The 14,245-nt window shown below is 66.8% G+C and carries 14 protein-coding genes; 9 read left to right on the top strand and 5 right to left on the bottom strand.

Annotation, left to right across the window (positions count from 1 at the left end; all coding sequences use genetic code 11):
- Positions 1 to 273 precede the first annotated feature (273 nt).
- Complete coding sequence (locus PO78_RS01255; protein WP_231570591.1) at positions 274 to 711, top strand: Rrf2 family transcriptional regulator; 438 nt, start codon at positions 274 to 276, stop codon at positions 709 to 711.
- A gap of 182 nt (positions 712 to 893) precedes the next feature.
- Positions 894 to 1,469 carry a DUF1282 family protein gene (locus PO78_RS01250; protein WP_004304698.1) on the top strand — a complete coding sequence of 192 codons (576 nt, stop codon included), beginning with the start codon at positions 894 to 896 and terminating at the stop codon, positions 1,467 to 1,469.
- A gap of 57 nt (positions 1,470 to 1,526) precedes the next feature.
- On the opposite strand, the gene PO78_RS01245 is transcribed toward PO78_RS01250, so the two are convergent.
- From PO78_RS01245 to PO78_RS01230, 4 genes are all read right to left on the bottom strand, one after another.
- On the bottom strand, positions 1,527 to 2,222 hold the full coding sequence (locus PO78_RS01245) for a succinate dehydrogenase iron-sulfur subunit (protein WP_012584259.1): 696 nt from the start codon (positions 2,220 to 2,222) through the stop codon (positions 1,527 to 1,529).
- A 17-nt stretch (positions 2,223 to 2,239) separates the two neighbouring features.
- Positions 2,240 to 2,581, bottom strand: coding sequence for a succinate dehydrogenase, hydrophobic membrane anchor protein (gene sdhD / locus PO78_RS01240; RefSeq protein ID WP_012584258.1), 342 nt, complete (start codon positions 2,579 to 2,581; stop codon positions 2,240 to 2,242).
- Positions 2,578 to 2,964: a succinate dehydrogenase, cytochrome b556 subunit gene (sdhC, locus tag PO78_RS01235; RefSeq protein WP_043741579.1), complete on the bottom strand. Its 387-nt coding sequence runs from the start codon at positions 2,962 to 2,964 to the stop codon at positions 2,578 to 2,580. The genes sdhD and sdhC overlap by 4 nt, the downstream gene beginning before the upstream one ends.
- A gap of 164 nt (positions 2,965 to 3,128) precedes the next feature.
- Positions 3,129 to 4,337 (bottom strand): YbfB/YjiJ family MFS transporter, encoded by a 1,209-nt coding sequence (locus tag PO78_RS01230; protein WP_043741576.1) that lies wholly within the window; start codon positions 4,335 to 4,337, stop codon positions 3,129 to 3,131.
- A 64-nt stretch (positions 4,338 to 4,401) separates the two neighbouring features.
- Here PO78_RS01230 and PO78_RS01225 point away from each other — a divergent pair, with 64 nt between their 5' ends.
- From PO78_RS01225 to PO78_RS01205, 5 genes are all read left to right on the top strand, one after another.
- A complete protein-coding gene (locus PO78_RS01225; protein WP_004304688.1) occupies positions 4,402 to 5,316 on the top strand; it encodes a LysR family transcriptional regulator in 915 nt (304 codons plus the stop codon).
- A gap of 367 nt (positions 5,317 to 5,683) precedes the next feature.
- Positions 5,684 to 6,334 carry a hemerythrin domain-containing protein gene (locus PO78_RS01220; RefSeq protein ID WP_012584255.1) on the top strand — a complete coding sequence of 217 codons (651 nt, stop codon included), beginning with the start codon at positions 5,684 to 5,686 and terminating at the stop codon, positions 6,332 to 6,334.
- Between the two features lie 130 nt (positions 6,335 to 6,464).
- Positions 6,465 to 6,758 (top strand): hypothetical protein, encoded by a 294-nt coding sequence (locus tag PO78_RS01215; RefSeq protein WP_231570585.1) that lies wholly within the window; start codon positions 6,465 to 6,467, stop codon positions 6,756 to 6,758.
- A 289-nt stretch (positions 6,759 to 7,047) separates the two neighbouring features.
- Positions 7,048 to 7,464 (top strand): Fic family protein, encoded by a 417-nt coding sequence (locus PO78_RS01210; protein WP_231570584.1) that lies wholly within the window; start codon positions 7,048 to 7,050, stop codon positions 7,462 to 7,464.
- An 82-nt stretch (positions 7,465 to 7,546) separates the two neighbouring features.
- Positions 7,547 to 8,170, top strand: a complete 624-nt coding sequence (locus PO78_RS01205; RefSeq protein ID WP_004304680.1) for a glutathione S-transferase — start codon at positions 7,547 to 7,549, stop codon at positions 8,168 to 8,170.
- Between the two features lie 730 nt (positions 8,171 to 8,900).
- Here PO78_RS01205 and PO78_RS01200 read toward each other — a convergent pair.
- Positions 8,901 to 9,911, bottom strand: a complete 1,011-nt coding sequence (locus PO78_RS01200; protein ID WP_043741572.1) for an AraC family transcriptional regulator — start codon at positions 9,909 to 9,911, stop codon at positions 8,901 to 8,903.
- 260 nt (positions 9,912 to 10,171) lie between these two features.
- On the opposite strand from PO78_RS01200, the gene PO78_RS01195 reads away from it, so the two are divergent.
- The gene (locus PO78_RS01195; RefSeq protein ID WP_043741569.1) at positions 10,172 to 11,815 is read left to right on the top strand and encodes a fatty acid--CoA ligase; all 1,644 of its coding nucleotides are present in this window, start codon (positions 10,172 to 10,174) and stop codon (positions 11,813 to 11,815) included.
- A gap of 28 nt (positions 11,816 to 11,843) precedes the next feature.
- Positions 11,844 to 14,240 carry a 3-hydroxyacyl-CoA dehydrogenase/enoyl-CoA hydratase family protein gene (locus PO78_RS01190; RefSeq protein ID WP_043741567.1) on the top strand — a complete coding sequence of 799 codons (2,397 nt, stop codon included), beginning with the start codon at positions 11,844 to 11,846 and terminating at the stop codon, positions 14,238 to 14,240.
- The last annotated feature ends 5 nt before the right edge of the window (positions 14,241 to 14,245 follow it).

The raw sequence follows: 14,245 nt of genomic DNA, 5'->3' as shown, positions 1-14,245 counted from the left end.
GCGAGGGCAGGCGGGCTGCGAGCGTGCCAGGGGGCGGTGGCGGGCAGCGCCGGATGGGTCTCGACTGGGCACATGCTTACGCAGTCCGTGTATTTGCAGCGGATGCAGGCTTCGGTAAGGACGTGGGCCATGGCCGTTCCTCCTTGAAGAGTCAACCTGTATGAATCTATTGTTGCTAGCATGGAGCCGACAACGACTCCTCTGCACGCCCTGCCGATGAACATCACGCAACACACCGATTACGCGCTCCGGGTACTCATGTAGCTCGGGGCCATCCCCGAGCGGCGCATCACCATCAAGGAGGTCGCCGAGCGTTTCGACATCTCGCGCAGCCACCTCATGAAGATCGTCACCGAACTGGTGGCGAAGGGCTTCGTCGACGGCGCACGCGGCAAGGGAGGGGGTTTGAGGCTCGCGCGTGCAAGCAGCGAGATCGGTCTCGGCAACGTGGTCCGCCAGCTCGAACCGAGCCTCGCGCTCGTCGAGTGCTTCGGAACGCAGTCGCACTGCCTGCTGGATCCGGCGTGCCGGCTCAAGGGCGCGCTGGACGGTGCCCTGCAGGCCTTCCTGGCTGCACTCGACCGCGTTTCGCTTGCCGACCTCGTCGGCAGCGACGCACGGCTGCACGAGGCACTCGGCCTGCAAGCGGCGGCGCGCGCCATCGCGCCGATCACGATCGTGCGCCCGCCCGCCGGCCGGGAGCGGCGATAGTCGGGGCGCGCTGCGCCACCGGATGACGGTCTGCCTGTGCTTCGTGGCCGCGCAAAGCTGCGGGCGGGTTCTCCGCGCGCTGGTCGCAACGTATTCGCTGCCGGGGGGCGGGCCATGCTAGTTTATATCATGTTGTGATATAAATTCCTCGAGCCGCCCAAACACGCCAGCAGAGATCGATCATGTCTTCCCTCCATCTGCCGCCCATGCTGTGGTCCTCGGACGCCGCCTGGACCGAACTCTCCCGCCGCCCGCCCTCGCTGGCCACCCTGGTCTTCGGGGTCGCCCTGCCGGCCGCCATGTTGCCCCCCGCGATGTTGTCCCATGCGACCGATGTCGGATCGGCCCACTATCTGCCCGCCCTCTCCGCTTCCGCCTGGCAGTTCGTGGAGTTCGCGCTGTTCGCCGCGCAGCTCGTCGGCTTCCTGATGATCCGCTGGCTGATCGGCGCCGTCGCGGCGACCCATGGGGTGCGGGCGAGCGCACGCGACGCTTGTCTGCTCGCGACGGTATCCCTGCTCCCGCTCTGGCTATCGTCGTTCGCGCTCCTGCAGGACGGGACGCTCGCCGTCCTGGTACTGCCGGTGCTGGCGATCGGCGCTTCGGTCGCGCTGCTGAAGCGGGGTGTCCGCTGCATGCTCGGGGTTCGTGAAGAGATCGTGGCCCTGGAGATCGGCATCGTCGCGATCCACTGCGGTGTGCTGGCCTGGGCCGCAACGATGGCGGTGTTCCTCGTCCCGGGCCTCCCGGCGCTTTGACGCGGAAAGAACGCGGTCCGGCCCCCGGGGCGAATGGCGCGCTCCCGCCCTGCCTTTTCAGGATGAACGCTGCAGCAAGGCCAGGCGGATCCGTTCGATGGCGTGCGAGGGGCTCAGTCCCTTCGGGCAGACCTCGGTGCAGTTCATGATCGTGCGGCAGCGGTAGAGGCGATAGACGTCGTCGAGGAAGTCCAGCCGCTCGGCGGAGGCGGTGTCGCGGCTGTCGGCGATGAAGCGATAGGCCTGCAGCAGGCCCGACGGCCCGATGAACTTGTCCGGATTCCACCAGTAGGACGGGCAGAACGCGCTGCAGCAGGCGCACAGGATGCATTCGTACAGGCCGTCCAGGCGCTCGCGCTCGGGCGGGGTCTGCAGCCGCTCGCGCTCGGGCAGGGGCTCGTCGTTGATCAGCCAGGGCCGGATCGAGTGGTAGTGGGCGAAGAACTGCGTCATGTCTACGACGAGGTCGCGGATTACCGGAAAGCCGGGTAGCGGGCGCAGCACGATCGGCTCCTTCAGCCCGTCGAGCGCGGTCAGGCAGGCGAGGCCGTTGCGGCCGTTGATGTTCATCGCGTCCGAGCCGCACACTCCCTCGCGGCACGAGCGCCGGAACGACAGGCTGTCGTCCTGCACGCGCAGCCTCATCAGCAGGTCGAGCAGCTTCTTGTCGCCCGCCTCCGGCTGCACATCGTAGGCCTGCATCCGCGGCGGATCGCCGCGCTCCGGGTCGTAGCGATAGATGTTCAGTCTCATGTCCGCCCCTGCGCCGCTCAGGCGGCGAGCGCCACCATGGCCAGGCTCAGCAGCACGCGTGCCAGCACGCCGAGCAGCACGACCGTGATCAGGCCCAGCACCGCCAGCCGCAGTCCGCGCGGCTGGAGGTAGTCGAGCACGATGTCGCGCATGCCTACCCAGGCGTGCGCGCACAAGGCGCCGAACAGCAGCGCGATCAGCGGCCCCCCCAGCGCGCCGCCGGCCAAGGCGCGCCACGCGGAGAAATCGAGCGGCGACGCGAAAGGCAGCGCGAGCATGGCGAGCAGGATCAGCACCAGCAACAGCAAGGCGCTGAGGCGTTGCACCACCCATGCCCGTTGCCCTGTGAACAACCTCATGACAGCCCCCACACGAGAAGGAGCAGGGCCAGCGCGGGCGCGGCGACCAGGATGAGGCGTGCGCTGGCGCGCGCACGCTCGAGCTCGCTGCCGATGCCGACGTCCATCAACAGGTGGCGGATCCCGGTCAGCACGTGATGCGCGAGCGCCCACGCCAGCACACCGGCCACCACGAGCGAGAGCGGCGACGAGAGCAGACCGCGCACCGAGGCGAAATCCGCTTCGCTGCGCAGCGAGGCGTGGAGCAGCGCCGCGAGGACGGGCAGGGCGATGAACAGCAAGACCCCCGACACCCGGTGCGCAATCGAGGCGATCGCACCGATCGGAAAGCGGATCTGTGCCAGATTCAGGAATACCGGCAAGCGATGAGGCGGCTTGTCCATGCGGGCTCTTGGGCAGTACGAGCCCGCCGGCGGCGCCGGAGCGGCTCGTACCGGAACCATAGACCAAAGCCCGGCGCAGCGCAGGCGTGATGCGTGCTGAAGCAAGGGGTGCCGGGCCCGGCGGAATCCGACGCCGCGATCGTGCTCGGGCGTTCGTCCGCGTCTCAAGCGGATCGCGGCTTCGTTGCGGCCGCGATGTCGTCGCGCCAGAGCCAGATGGCGGTCATCGCCAGCAGGAGGCCGGCGGTCGCGCTCGCCAGGCCCAGCGCGTCGAGGCCGGCAATGCGCGTATCGCCGACCAGGCGCACGAGCAGCGGACCGGCGATCTGTCCGGCAGCGAAGCCGGTGGTCATGCGGGCCAGCAGCGCCGTCGGGTTCGCGGGCGCGCGTTCGCGCGCCAGCTGAAGGCCTGCCATGGTGGTCACCATGAAGGTGCCGCCGACCAGCACCGCCGAGGCGGCCAGTACCCACAATGCCGGCTGCAGCAACGGCAGCAGGGTGCCTGCCGCCATCACCCCCTGGGCGATCGCCCACACCTTCCTGCGCGGCCAGCCGTGCAGACGGTGCGCGGCGAAGGCCACGGACAGCGCCGCCGCCGCGCCGAAGATCGGCCAGGTGAGCCCGAACACGAGCGGGTCGGACACCAGCTGCCGCGCCATGGTGGGCAGGAAGGTCGCGGGAATGATGTAGCCGAAGCCGAACGCGCTGTAGCACAGCACGATGCCCAGGTTCCCGCTCGCGACCGCCGGCGGTGGGGGCTTCGGCGCGTCGGGCGTGCCGGCAGGGCTCGCTGCGGCGGATTGCCCGCGCAGACGCCAAATGACATGGACGGCGCCGACGACGGCGAGCAGCCCGAGCTCCACCCACAGCACCGCGGCCGCCTGTGCGCCGCCCAGCCAGGTCAGTACACCCGTGGCCGCGATGCCCACGCCCACCCCGGTGTAGATCCATCCGCCCAGCGAGGTCGAACTCCGCCGCGCCAGTTCGGGCAGGCACCAACTGCTGGCGCACACGAGCACCCAGGCGCTGAAGACGCCCGCGCTCGCCCGCAGGGCCAAGCCGAGCCACGGCAAGGCGGCGTTACCCCAAGCCATCGCCAGGGTGGTCGCGGCGACGCCGAGCAACCCGACCTGCAAGCCCAGCCGGGGACTGCGCGCGAACCACGAGGCGCTGATCGCACCGAGCAGGTAGCCGACGTAGTTCGCCGTCGCCCATTCCGTCCCGGTGACGGTATTCAGGCTGCCATCGCGCACCATGAGCGGCATCAGCGGCGTAAATGCGAAGCGACCGATGCCCATCGCGATGGCCAGCGCAAGGAGGCCGATGAAGACGATGGCGCCCGGCGACAGAGACGACGGAGGATTTTTTTCCATGGCGGGATTAGACGCTCGTCGGATAGAATCGAATAGTGAATTTTTAAGAAATAACGTTCTCGATATGAGAAGGATCAGCCTGGAAGACCTGCACATCTTCCGATGTGTGGCGGTGGAAGGCGGTGTGCTGCGTGCGGCGGACCGGCTCAATCGGGTGCCTTCCAACGTCACGACCCGCATCAAGCAGTTCGAGTCCCGACTGGGTACGCAACTCTTTCGGCGGCAAGGACGGAACGTGGTGCTCACCGATGCGGGTCATCGCCTGCTCGGGCACGCCGAGCGCCTGTTGCGGCTGGCCGACGAAGCCGAGGAGGACCTCTGCAGCGGGGTAGTCGCGGGCTCGCTGCGCCTGGGCTCGCTGGAGAGTGCGGCCAGCGTGCGCCTGCCGCCCATCCTCTCGCGGTACCACGCCGCGCATCCCCGAACGCACGTGGAGTTGCAGACCGGAACGACCGCGGCGCTGCTGCGGCGACTCGACAATCACCGGATCGACGCCGCCTTCGTCTCCGAACCCTTCGACAAGGGAAGCCTCTCGGCCGTGGCCGTCTTCGCGGAAGAGCTGGTCCTCATCACCGCGCGAGGCGGCCCCCGCATCGGCGGTGCGCAGGATCTCGCCGACCAGACGGTCGTCGCCTTTCCGCATGGCTGCTCATACCGGCGCCTGCTGGTCGACTGGTTCGCCGCGGCCGGCGTCACCCCGCGCCGGTTCCTCGACCTCGGCTCCTACCATGCTATCGTGGCCTGCGTCGCGGCCGGAACCGGCGTCGCCATCATGCCGGCGAGCGTCCTCGACAATGCCGTCATGGGCGATTCGATCCAACGCCACGAACTGCCGGAGGCGATGCGGACGAACCGGACGAACCTGGTCTGGGCGGGCGAGCCCGGCGGGCCACTGAGCGCGCTGCTGGAGCTGCTGCGGGTCGGCGCCCAGGCTGGTGCCTGCGGGCGCCATGGTCGAACAAGCAAGTCGATGCCTTGAGGCCCGCCCGGCATCCCCGCCGACGTCGACCTCCGCGAGAGGCCGCGCCAGGGCCTCGGCCGCAACGAGCTCGCCATCGGCGACCGGGTTGGCTTCGTCGGCCGCGACCATCAGGAGCGCAGCGGCTGCGTCATCCGCCTTAACGACAAGACCGTCACCCTCGATTGCGCGGGGCAGCAATGGCGCGTGGCGTACAGCCTGCCCTACCGCGTGGTCGATGCCGACCCGGTGATGATGGACGGGGTCGAGATCCTCGGGCCGGCAAGGTAGCGGCGGGGGTGTCGACGAGGGAAGTGATCGCGCCGCCGGTGCCCTCGACGGCGAATGCGGGCGGATAGGAACACGGATACGGGAGGATGAATCGACGATGAAGCTGATCGAAACATTGCAGGACGAACACGTGCTGATCGATCAGGTGCTCGGATCGTTTCGCGCGTTCGTAGACGGATTCATCGATGGCACCGCGGACCCGGACGACGGCGGACGCTTCGCCGCGTTTTTCACCGAGTTCGCCGGCCATTTCCATCACGATCGCGAGGAGCGGGTGTTCCTCAATGCGCTCGTCACCGACGCGGAACTCCCGGGCGACCGCGGACCGGTGTACGCCGTGCTGCACGAGCACGCCGAGATGGCGGCGTGGCTGTGCGAGATGCTGCCGATTCTCGAACAGCGGCCGCCGTCCGAGGACGACCGTGTTCGGCTGCGCGCGCTGGCAACTCGCTACTCGCACGCGCTCTGGCGTCATATCGACGCGGAGAATTCCGTCCTCTACCCGGAGGGCGTCAAGCGGCTTCGTCGCAGCGGCGTTGCCGAATTGCCGGATCGGCCGATGAGCGAGGCAGAGGCGGCCGCGCGTGAGGGCGCCGCGGCCCTGCTCGTCCGTTACCCGCCGGTCGAGGACTTCGCGCTCACGCGCGGTGACGGTTGCTTCATGTGCCGGGCCCATGGCGAGACCTGCGACGGACTGGAGGCCGAGTGGTGGACCGAGATCGAGTGGGAGGAGTTTTACCTCGGCTGACGCCAGTACTGAAACGCCTCGTCCGCAATGACCCGAGCTGCTGCGCGGGCAAGCCCTCGAGTACTTCGACACCCGGGCCAACACCGCGCGCAGCGGCCAGCTTCTGGAGCTGAGGCGCAAACAGGCCCTGGTGCTCGACACCGCCACCGGCCAGCGCTGGCTGATCCCCTACGCTGCGATCAATCCCGACGGCGCCGACGTCGACATCCGCGAGAAGCCGCGCCAGGGCCTGGGGCGCAATGAAGTCGCCATCGGCGATCGCGTCGGCTTCGTTGGCCGCGACCAGCAGGTGCGCAGCGGCTGCGTCATCCGCCTCGACGACAAGACCGTCACGCTCGACGTTGAGGACGATGGGATCACTGTTGCGTGCGTCCTGCACCACGCCCGGGATGTTCCCGCGATCTGGAACTGGCCAAGGCACTGAAGACACGCGCTAAGTGCCATGCGTTGCAAAGCGCAGATGTAAAGCAGGCGCTCACCACCGAAGCGCGGGGATCATCACCCCCACACTTGTAGAGAATATCGTCATTTTTCGACACGACCCGATATCATGTCGATTCCGTCGACACGTCCCATCGACGTGCCGATGAATCATCCAGATATCGACACATGCTCTTCGACCCGCGCAAGCCATACAACGACCTCCCTGCCCTTCCCCCTCAGGCGGAAGTCGAGTCGCGGGCCATCCTGAAGGCTTGCAGCTCGACATCCCGATGCTCTACCTGTCCAAAGCCATCATCGAAGCCAGGCAGGACTACTACCGCCTCCTGCTGAATGTCAGCCGGGATGCCGCCTGGGAGCCGTGGATACTGTTCATGCTCGACGCGGTCCGCAGTACCGCGCAATGGACGACGTCCCGGATCAAGGCCATCAGAGCGCTCATCGACGACACAGCCGAACGGATGAAGCGCGACGCGCCCGGCATCTACTCGCGCGAGCTGACCGAGCTGATCTTCGTACAACCCTATTGCCGCATCGCCAACGTCGTCGACGCCGACATTGCCCAACGCCAGACGGCATCGGTCTATCTGAAGCAACTCGTCGACATCGGCCTCCTGCGCGAGATGAAGGCAGGACGCGAGAAACTCTTCATCAACCCGCACCTGATTCAAGCACTTTCCGTAGCCTGACATGGCCGCCTGGACAGATCAGTGACCGGGAGCGCATTGCAGGCGACACCGACAACCCCGCACGCTGGCAGGACACGGACCCATGGACAAACTCAAGCTTACCTATTTCGACGTTTCCGGCGGACGGGCAGAGCCCGCACGCCTGGCCCTGCACATCGGCGGCATTCCATTTGAGGACCACCGTTTTGCGTTCGGTGATTTTGCCGAGGTTCGCAAGACCACACCGCTGGACCAGGTGCCGACGCTTCACGTCAATGACGTGCAGGTCACCCAGAGCGACGCAATCACGCGCTATGCCGGAAAGCTGGCCGGGCTCTACCCCGAAGACGACCTTCAGGCCTTGTTCTGCGACGAAGTGATGGGCGCGCTGGAAGACATCAACACGAAGATCGTGGCGACTTTCGGAATGACCGGCGATGCGCTCAAGCACGCCCGCGGGGCGCTGGCGGCGGACGTATTGCCGCGGTATCTGCGCTGGCTGCAGAACCAACTCGAAGCCCACGGCGGCGAATTCCTTGCGGACCATCGCCTCACCATCGCCGACCTCAAGACCTTCGTCATCCTGCGGTGGCTTGGCTCCGGCAAGCTGGACCACATTCCCGCCGACCTGGTCGAGACCGTGGCGCCAAAGCTCGCGGCCTTCGTCGACCGGATCGCGGGGATTCCTGCCATCGCCGCGTATTACAAGTTGCGCGGCGGGTCGTGATCCCGGGTCGTTGTCGATCCCGCCGCCGATGCGTGGGCGGGCATTGGGGGCGGATCGTGAGAACCCAATAGCCCGGTGATCGCCCAATTGAGCCGGCGCGTCACGGTTGGCGCTCGGGCACCGGGGAGGCCTTTCGATTGGAATGCGTTCGGCAGGGGGCTGTTCGTTTCGGTCGCTTCCTGCCTTTTCAGCCATTGAGGGCGACCGCCACCTGATCGCCACCGGCCGCTACGGGGCACTCAGCCCGAACTCACACATTCGGCCACGACCCGCCGTTCAGCTCGCAGGCAGAACGGCCGTTCGGGTGGCCGCTCTGCCCAGAAACCGGCCATCCGATCGACGCGATCAACTCAGAATCCACGCACGGAAGCACTTGGGTGAACCGTAGTCAAATCAGTAAGGGTGGCGGCATCGAGTTCAGACCGCGCGCGGCCCGGGCAGTGCGCTCGGCGTCGGCGGGCCTCAAGGGTCGATGGCGGCAAACAGGATCGAGTCATGCAGGTCCGAACGGTTCTCCTTCACGCACAGCACGTAATGCGCGCCGCGCTCACGGGTCGTGCGCGCAATCACAATTGAGTGCAATGACCCTCTCCCGATCCGCGCCAAAGCACCCGCAACGCTTCCATCGGCGCCGTGCCCAGCGGGTGCTGCGGGCGAACGATGGCGAGTTCTAACGCGACCGGCCACCTGCAAGGCATGGATCGGCCCCTTGGTGACCTGCTGGCGAACCTCACTTGGGGCGATAGGCGCCTGGCGTGCTGCCGGTCCATTTCCGGAACGCGCGATGAAAGGCGTTGGGGTCCTCGAAGCCCATTTCCTCGCCAATGACGGCGATCGGGATCTTGGTTTTCGTCAACAACTGAATCGTCGCGTCCCTGCGGAGTTCATCCTTGATCGCCTGGAAGGTGGTGCCTTCCGCAGCCAGCCGGCGGGTCAGCGTGCGCACGGACAGGTGCAGCGCGCTCGCGGTCTGCCCGGCGGTGGTCGGGAGGCTGAGGCGCGGACGCAAATGCTCGCGGACCTTCTGCCTGGTCGGGTGCTGCTCGAAGGCGACGAACAGCCAGTCGCCGGGGGCTCGGGCGAGGAAACGGGCGAGCGAGCGCCGATCCTGGCGGATCGGCGTGGCCAACTGGGCGGCCTCGAAGTAGAGGGCTGAAACCGCTTGCTCGAAAAACACCGGGCCGGGATAGAGAAAACCATATTCCGACGCGTGGCTCGGGCGCCGATAACTGCAATCGACGCGCGCCAGGGTCATGCGGTGCCCGGTGAGCCAGGAGGCCACGCCGTGGATCAGCTTGAGCAAGATCTCCTGTCCGAAGGTATTCGCCGCGGCCTGCGGCATCCGCGGAATCAGGGCCATCCGGACGAGACTGCCTTCGCGGGAAAGTTCGATGCGGAAGTCATCCAGTAGCAGATGAAAGAAGCGACTGAGTCGGAACAGGGCGGTCTGCAGCGTCGCCGAGTCCAGCAGGCTGAGGCAGAGAAACTTCAACGAGCCCGAATGCACGGGCCGCGAAAACATTCCCGGCAGTTCGTCATCCAGTTGGTTGGCCAGTTGCCGGTAGAGCGTGGCGAACTGTTCGGTGGTCACCCTGGCCGTTTCCGCGTCAAGGAGGACCGGAGCGATACCCGCCTTCGCCAGCGCTTCCGCTTGCCCCGCCGGATCGAGCGGCGTGCCGTTCAACAGATTCAGCACGAAGGACATCGGGATCGTGCCGGCAGTGATTTCGGTCGGGGCCATGGTGCGGCGCTTTGCATCGCAATAATGGCCGATTATGCAAGTGTTTCGGCGCAAGTCGCAATCGGCATCGGAAGCGCTCGTTCTTAGAATCGCTCCTGAAATCCACGCATAAGTGGATTGGATTGCCAGATCGTCCGGCAGCCCCTGCAGTCTTGTGTCGATGGGGGAAGCCGGGTTCAGGCGCAAGGCGCATGGCGGAAGGTGTTGGTTGGCCCAAGCCGGCGCGCAAGAAGAGAGAAAATTTTCCGGAGACTTCGCTCGTGCCCACCGAATCCATCCAAGCCGCAGCTTCGGCTTACGCCTACCCGCTGCTGATCAAGCAACTTCTGCACACACCGCTGGCGACCGCCGCCGATCAGGAGATCGTCTACCGCGACAGTCACCGCCAGACCTACCGCGACCTGGCCGCCCGGATCCGTCGCCTGGCCAATGCACTGCGCGATGCCGGGATCGGCCCGGGCGATACCGTCGCGGTGATGGATTGGGACAGCCACCGCTATCTCGAATGCTTCTTCGCCGTGCCGATGATGGGTGCGGTGCTGCAGACGGTGAATGTCCGCCTGTCGCCAGAGCAGATCCTGTACACGCTGAATCACGCCGGTGCCGACATCGTCCTGGTCAACGCCGATTTCATCCCGGTGCTGGCGGGCATCAAGGGCCAGCTGGAGACGGTGAAGCGCTTCGTGCTGATCTCCGATACCGGCAACGACATGGCCATGTGGCAGATTCCCTTTGTCGGCGAGTACGAGGCCTTGCTGGCGAAGGCGTCGAGCGAGTACGACTTCCCCGACTTCGACGAGAACACGCGGGCGACGACCTTCTACACGACCGGTACGACCGGGCTGCCGAAGGGCGTCTATTTCAGCCACCGCCAACTGGTGCTGCACACGCTGGCGGTCGCTACGCATCTGGGCACCGCAGAGGGCCACGGCCGTCTGCACCGCGGCGACGTGTACATGCCGATCACCCCGATGTTCCACGTCCACGCGTGGGGCGTACCCTACATCGCGACGCTGCTCGGCCTCAAACAGGTCTATCCCGGCCGCTATGCGCCCGAGACCCTGGCCCGCTACGTACGCGACGAGAAGGTCACCTTCTCGCACTGCGTGCCGACCATCCTGCAGATGCTGCTGACCAACGCCGAGGCGAAGGCGGTCGATCTCAAGGGCTGGAAGGTGATCATCGGTGGTTCGGCGCTGCCCAAAGGGCTCGCCACCGCGGCGCTGGAGCGCGGTATCGACGTCTTCACCGGTTACGGTATGTCGGAAACCTGCCCGATCCTGACCATCGCCCGGGCGCCCGGCGACGTCCCGGCCGAGGATCTCGACGGCCAGGCCGAACAGCGCATCCGCACCGGCTATCCGGTGCCGCTGGTCGATCTCCACACCGTCGACGGCGACCTCCTCGACACGCCCCGTGACGGCAAGAGCTCCGGCGAGATCGTCGTCCGCGCGCCGTGGCTGACCATGGGCTACCTGCACAACCCGTCCGCATCGGACGAGCTGTGGGCGGGTGGCTACCTCCATACCGGCGACATCGGGGTCATCGACCCGGCCGGCTGCCTGCAGGTGACCGACCGCCTGAAGGACGTGATCAAGACCGGCGGCGAGTGGGTGTCCTCGCTCGAACTCGAGAACATCATCTCCCAGCACCCGGCGGTCAGCGAGGTCGCCGTGGTCGGGGTGAAGGACGACAAGTGGGGCGAGCGTCCGCTGGCGATGGTTGTCCTCAAGCCGGGGCAGACGGCCACGGCCGACGAGATCAAGGCCACCGTCGCGAAATCCGCCGAAGCCGGCCACATCTCGCGCTACGCGGTGCCCGACGAGATCCGTTTCGTGGAGGAGCTGGCGCGCACCAGCGTCGGCAAGATCAACAAGAAAGCCATTCGCGAACATCTGGCCTGACGGCCATCGCAAACCAGGAGTCAATCGCGTGAAAAGACTGCAAATCAAGAAAGCCGCCGTACTCGGCGCCGGGGTCATGGGCGCGCAGATCGCGGCGCATCTCGCCAATGCCGGCGTGCCGGTCGTCCTCTTCGACCTGCCCGCGAAGGAAGGCGACAAGAACGGCATCGTCAAGAAGGCCATCGACGGCCTGAAGAAGCTCGAACCGGCGCCGCTGGCGAACAAGGCGGCGCTGAAGCTGATCTCGGCCGCCAACTACGACGAACATCTGGCCCAGTTGGCCGGCTGCGAGCTGATCATCGAGGCGATCGCCGAGCGCATGGACTGGAAGAACGACCTGTACGGCAAGATCGTGCCGCACATTGCGGCCAATGCCATCATCGCTTCCAACACCTCCGGACTGTCGATCGACGCGCTGTCGCAGGCGCTCCCGGCCGATGTGCGTCCGCGCTTCTGCGGCATCCACTTCTTCAACCCGCCGCGCTACATGCGCCTGGTCGAGATCATCGCCACCCGCACGACCGATGCGGGCACGCTCGATGGGCTTGAGACCTGGCTGACCTCGCGCCTCGGCAAGGGTGTGATCCGCGCCCTCGACACGCCCAACTTCGTCGCCAACCGTATCGGCGTTCTCTCGATCCTGGCGGTGATGCATCACACCCGGCGCTTCGAGCTTGGCTTCGATGTGGTCGACGCCCTGACCGGGCCGAAGATCGGCCGCCCGAAGAGCGCCACCTACCGCACGGCGGACGTCGTCGGCCTGGATACGCTGGCCCACGTCGTGCGCAACATGCACGGCACGCTGCCCGACGATCCATGGCATGCGCATTTCAATGTGCCGGCCTGGCTGGAACAGTTGATCGCGCAGGGGGCCCTGGGCCAGAAGACCAAGGGCGGCATCTTCCGCAGGGTCGGCAAGGAAGTCCACGTGCTGGACCTCGGCCTGCAGGATTTCCGCCCCTCGACCGGCGAACTCAGCGCCGAGGTGGCGGGCATCCTCAAGGACAGGAACCCGGCCAGCCGCTTCGCCGCACTGCGTGCCTCGAAGGACCCGCAGGCGAAGTTCCTGTGGGCGATCTTCCGCGACGTCTTCCACTATGCCGCCGTGCAGCTCGAATCCATCGCCGACAATGCTCGCGATGTGGATCTCGCGATGCGCTGGGGTTTTGGCTGGGCGCAGGGGCCGTTCGAGATCTGGCAGTCCGCCGGCTGGGCGGACATCGCCCGGGCGATCGCCGCCGACATCGCCGCCGGCGAGACGATGAGCGATACGCCGCTGCCGGCCTGGGTGCTGGAAGATCGCAAGGGTGTGCACACGCCGCAGGGCTCGTGGTCGCCGCGCCGCAAGGCCTATGTGCCGCGCTCCGCGCTGCCGGTGTACCAGCGCCAGCTTTTCCAGGAAGCCGTCCTCGGCGACGGTTCGCTGTCGCCCGAGCAGTCCGGCGAGACGCTGTTTGAGAACGACGGTGTCCGTCTGTGGCGTCTGCCGGCGGTCGACGCCGGCATCGGCATCCTCTCCTTCAAGTCCAAGATGCACGCCATCGGCAGCGAAGTGGTGGAGGGTGTGGTGGCAGCGGTGCGCCAGGCCGAGCAGAGCCTGTCCGGCCTGGTCATCTGGCACCAGCCGCCGTTCGCCGTCGGCGCCAACCTGGCCCAGGTGGCCGAGGGGTGTGCGGCCGGCGATTTTGCCAAGCTCGACAGCTATGTCGCCGCCTTCCAGCAGGCCGGTCAGGCGCTGAAGTATGCGGCGGTGCCGGTGGTGGCGGCGGTACAGGGCATGGCGCTGGGCGGCGGCTGCGAGTTCGCCATGCAGGCAACGCGCCGCGTGCTGGCGCTGGAGAGCTACATGGGCCTGGTCGAAGCGGGCGTCGGCCTGATCCCGGCCGGCGGCGGCTGCAAGGAGTTTGCGCTGCAGGCGGCGGAATGGGCGGGGCGGACCTCGACCCCGGCCGAGCTGATGGCCTTCCTGCAACCGGTGTTCATGAACATCGCCACGGCCAAGGTCTCGAAGAGCGCCGCGGAGGCGGTGGGCTACGGCTTCGCCCGAGCGACCGATACCGTGCTGTTCCATCCCGACGAGCTGCTCTACGTGGCGATCCGCGAAGCCCGTGCGCTGGCCGAATCCGGCTATGCGCCCCCCGCCACGGCGCGTGCCGTGCCGGTGGCCGGGCGCGGCGGCATCGCGACCCTGGAGATGACGCTGGTCAACATGCGTGACGGCGGCATGATCTCCGCGTACGACTACCAGGTCGCCCGTGCCGCGGCGGTTGCGCTGTGCGGTGGTGAAGTCGACAGCGGCAGTCTGGTCGATGAGGCCTGGCTGCTCACGGTCGAGCGCCGCCTGTTCGTCGAACTGCTGAAGAACCCCCAAACCCAGGCCCGGATCCAGCACATGCTCGAGACCGGCAAGCCGCTCCGCAACTGATCCGG

This window comes from Thauera sp. SWB20, from assembly GCF_000831325.1.
GTDB classification, from domain to species: domain Bacteria; phylum Pseudomonadota; class Gammaproteobacteria; order Burkholderiales; family Rhodocyclaceae; genus Thauera; species Thauera aminoaromatica.
Note: the sequence above shows the minus strand (reverse complement) of the source record. Positions and strands in the feature narration are given on the sequence as shown.

Excerpts from the sequence above, each read along its gene's own strand:
- PO78_RS01230 (WP_043741576.1), bottom strand. The coding sequence starts at position 4,337 with ATGGAAAAAAATCCTCCGTCGTCTCTGTCGCCGGGCGCCATCGTCTTC.
- PO78_RS01205 (WP_004304680.1), top strand. The coding sequence starts at position 7,547 with ATGGACAAACTCAAGCTTACCTATTTCGACGTTTCCGGCGGACGGGCA.
- sdhC (WP_043741579.1), bottom strand. The coding sequence starts at position 2,964 with ATGGACAAGCCGCCTCATCGCTTGCCGGTATTCCTGAATCTGGCACAG.
- PO78_RS01250 (WP_004304698.1), top strand. The coding sequence starts at position 894 with ATGTCTTCCCTCCATCTGCCGCCCATGCTGTGGTCCTCGGACGCCGCC.
- PO78_RS01200 (WP_043741572.1), bottom strand. The coding sequence starts at position 9,911 with ATGGCCCCGACCGAAATCACTGCCGGCACGATCCCGATGTCCTTCGTG.
- sdhD (WP_012584258.1), bottom strand. The coding sequence starts at position 2,581 with ATGAGGTTGTTCACAGGGCAACGGGCATGGGTGGTGCAACGCCTCAGC.
- PO78_RS01210 (WP_231570584.1), top strand. The coding sequence starts at position 7,048 with ATGCTCTACCTGTCCAAAGCCATCATCGAAGCCAGGCAGGACTACTAC.
- PO78_RS01220 (WP_012584255.1), top strand. The coding sequence starts at position 5,684 with ATGAAGCTGATCGAAACATTGCAGGACGAACACGTGCTGATCGATCAG.
- PO78_RS01225 (WP_004304688.1), top strand. The coding sequence starts at position 4,402 with ATGAGAAGGATCAGCCTGGAAGACCTGCACATCTTCCGATGTGTGGCG.
- PO78_RS01245 (WP_012584259.1), bottom strand. The coding sequence starts at position 2,222 with ATGAGACTGAACATCTATCGCTACGACCCGGAGCGCGGCGATCCGCCG.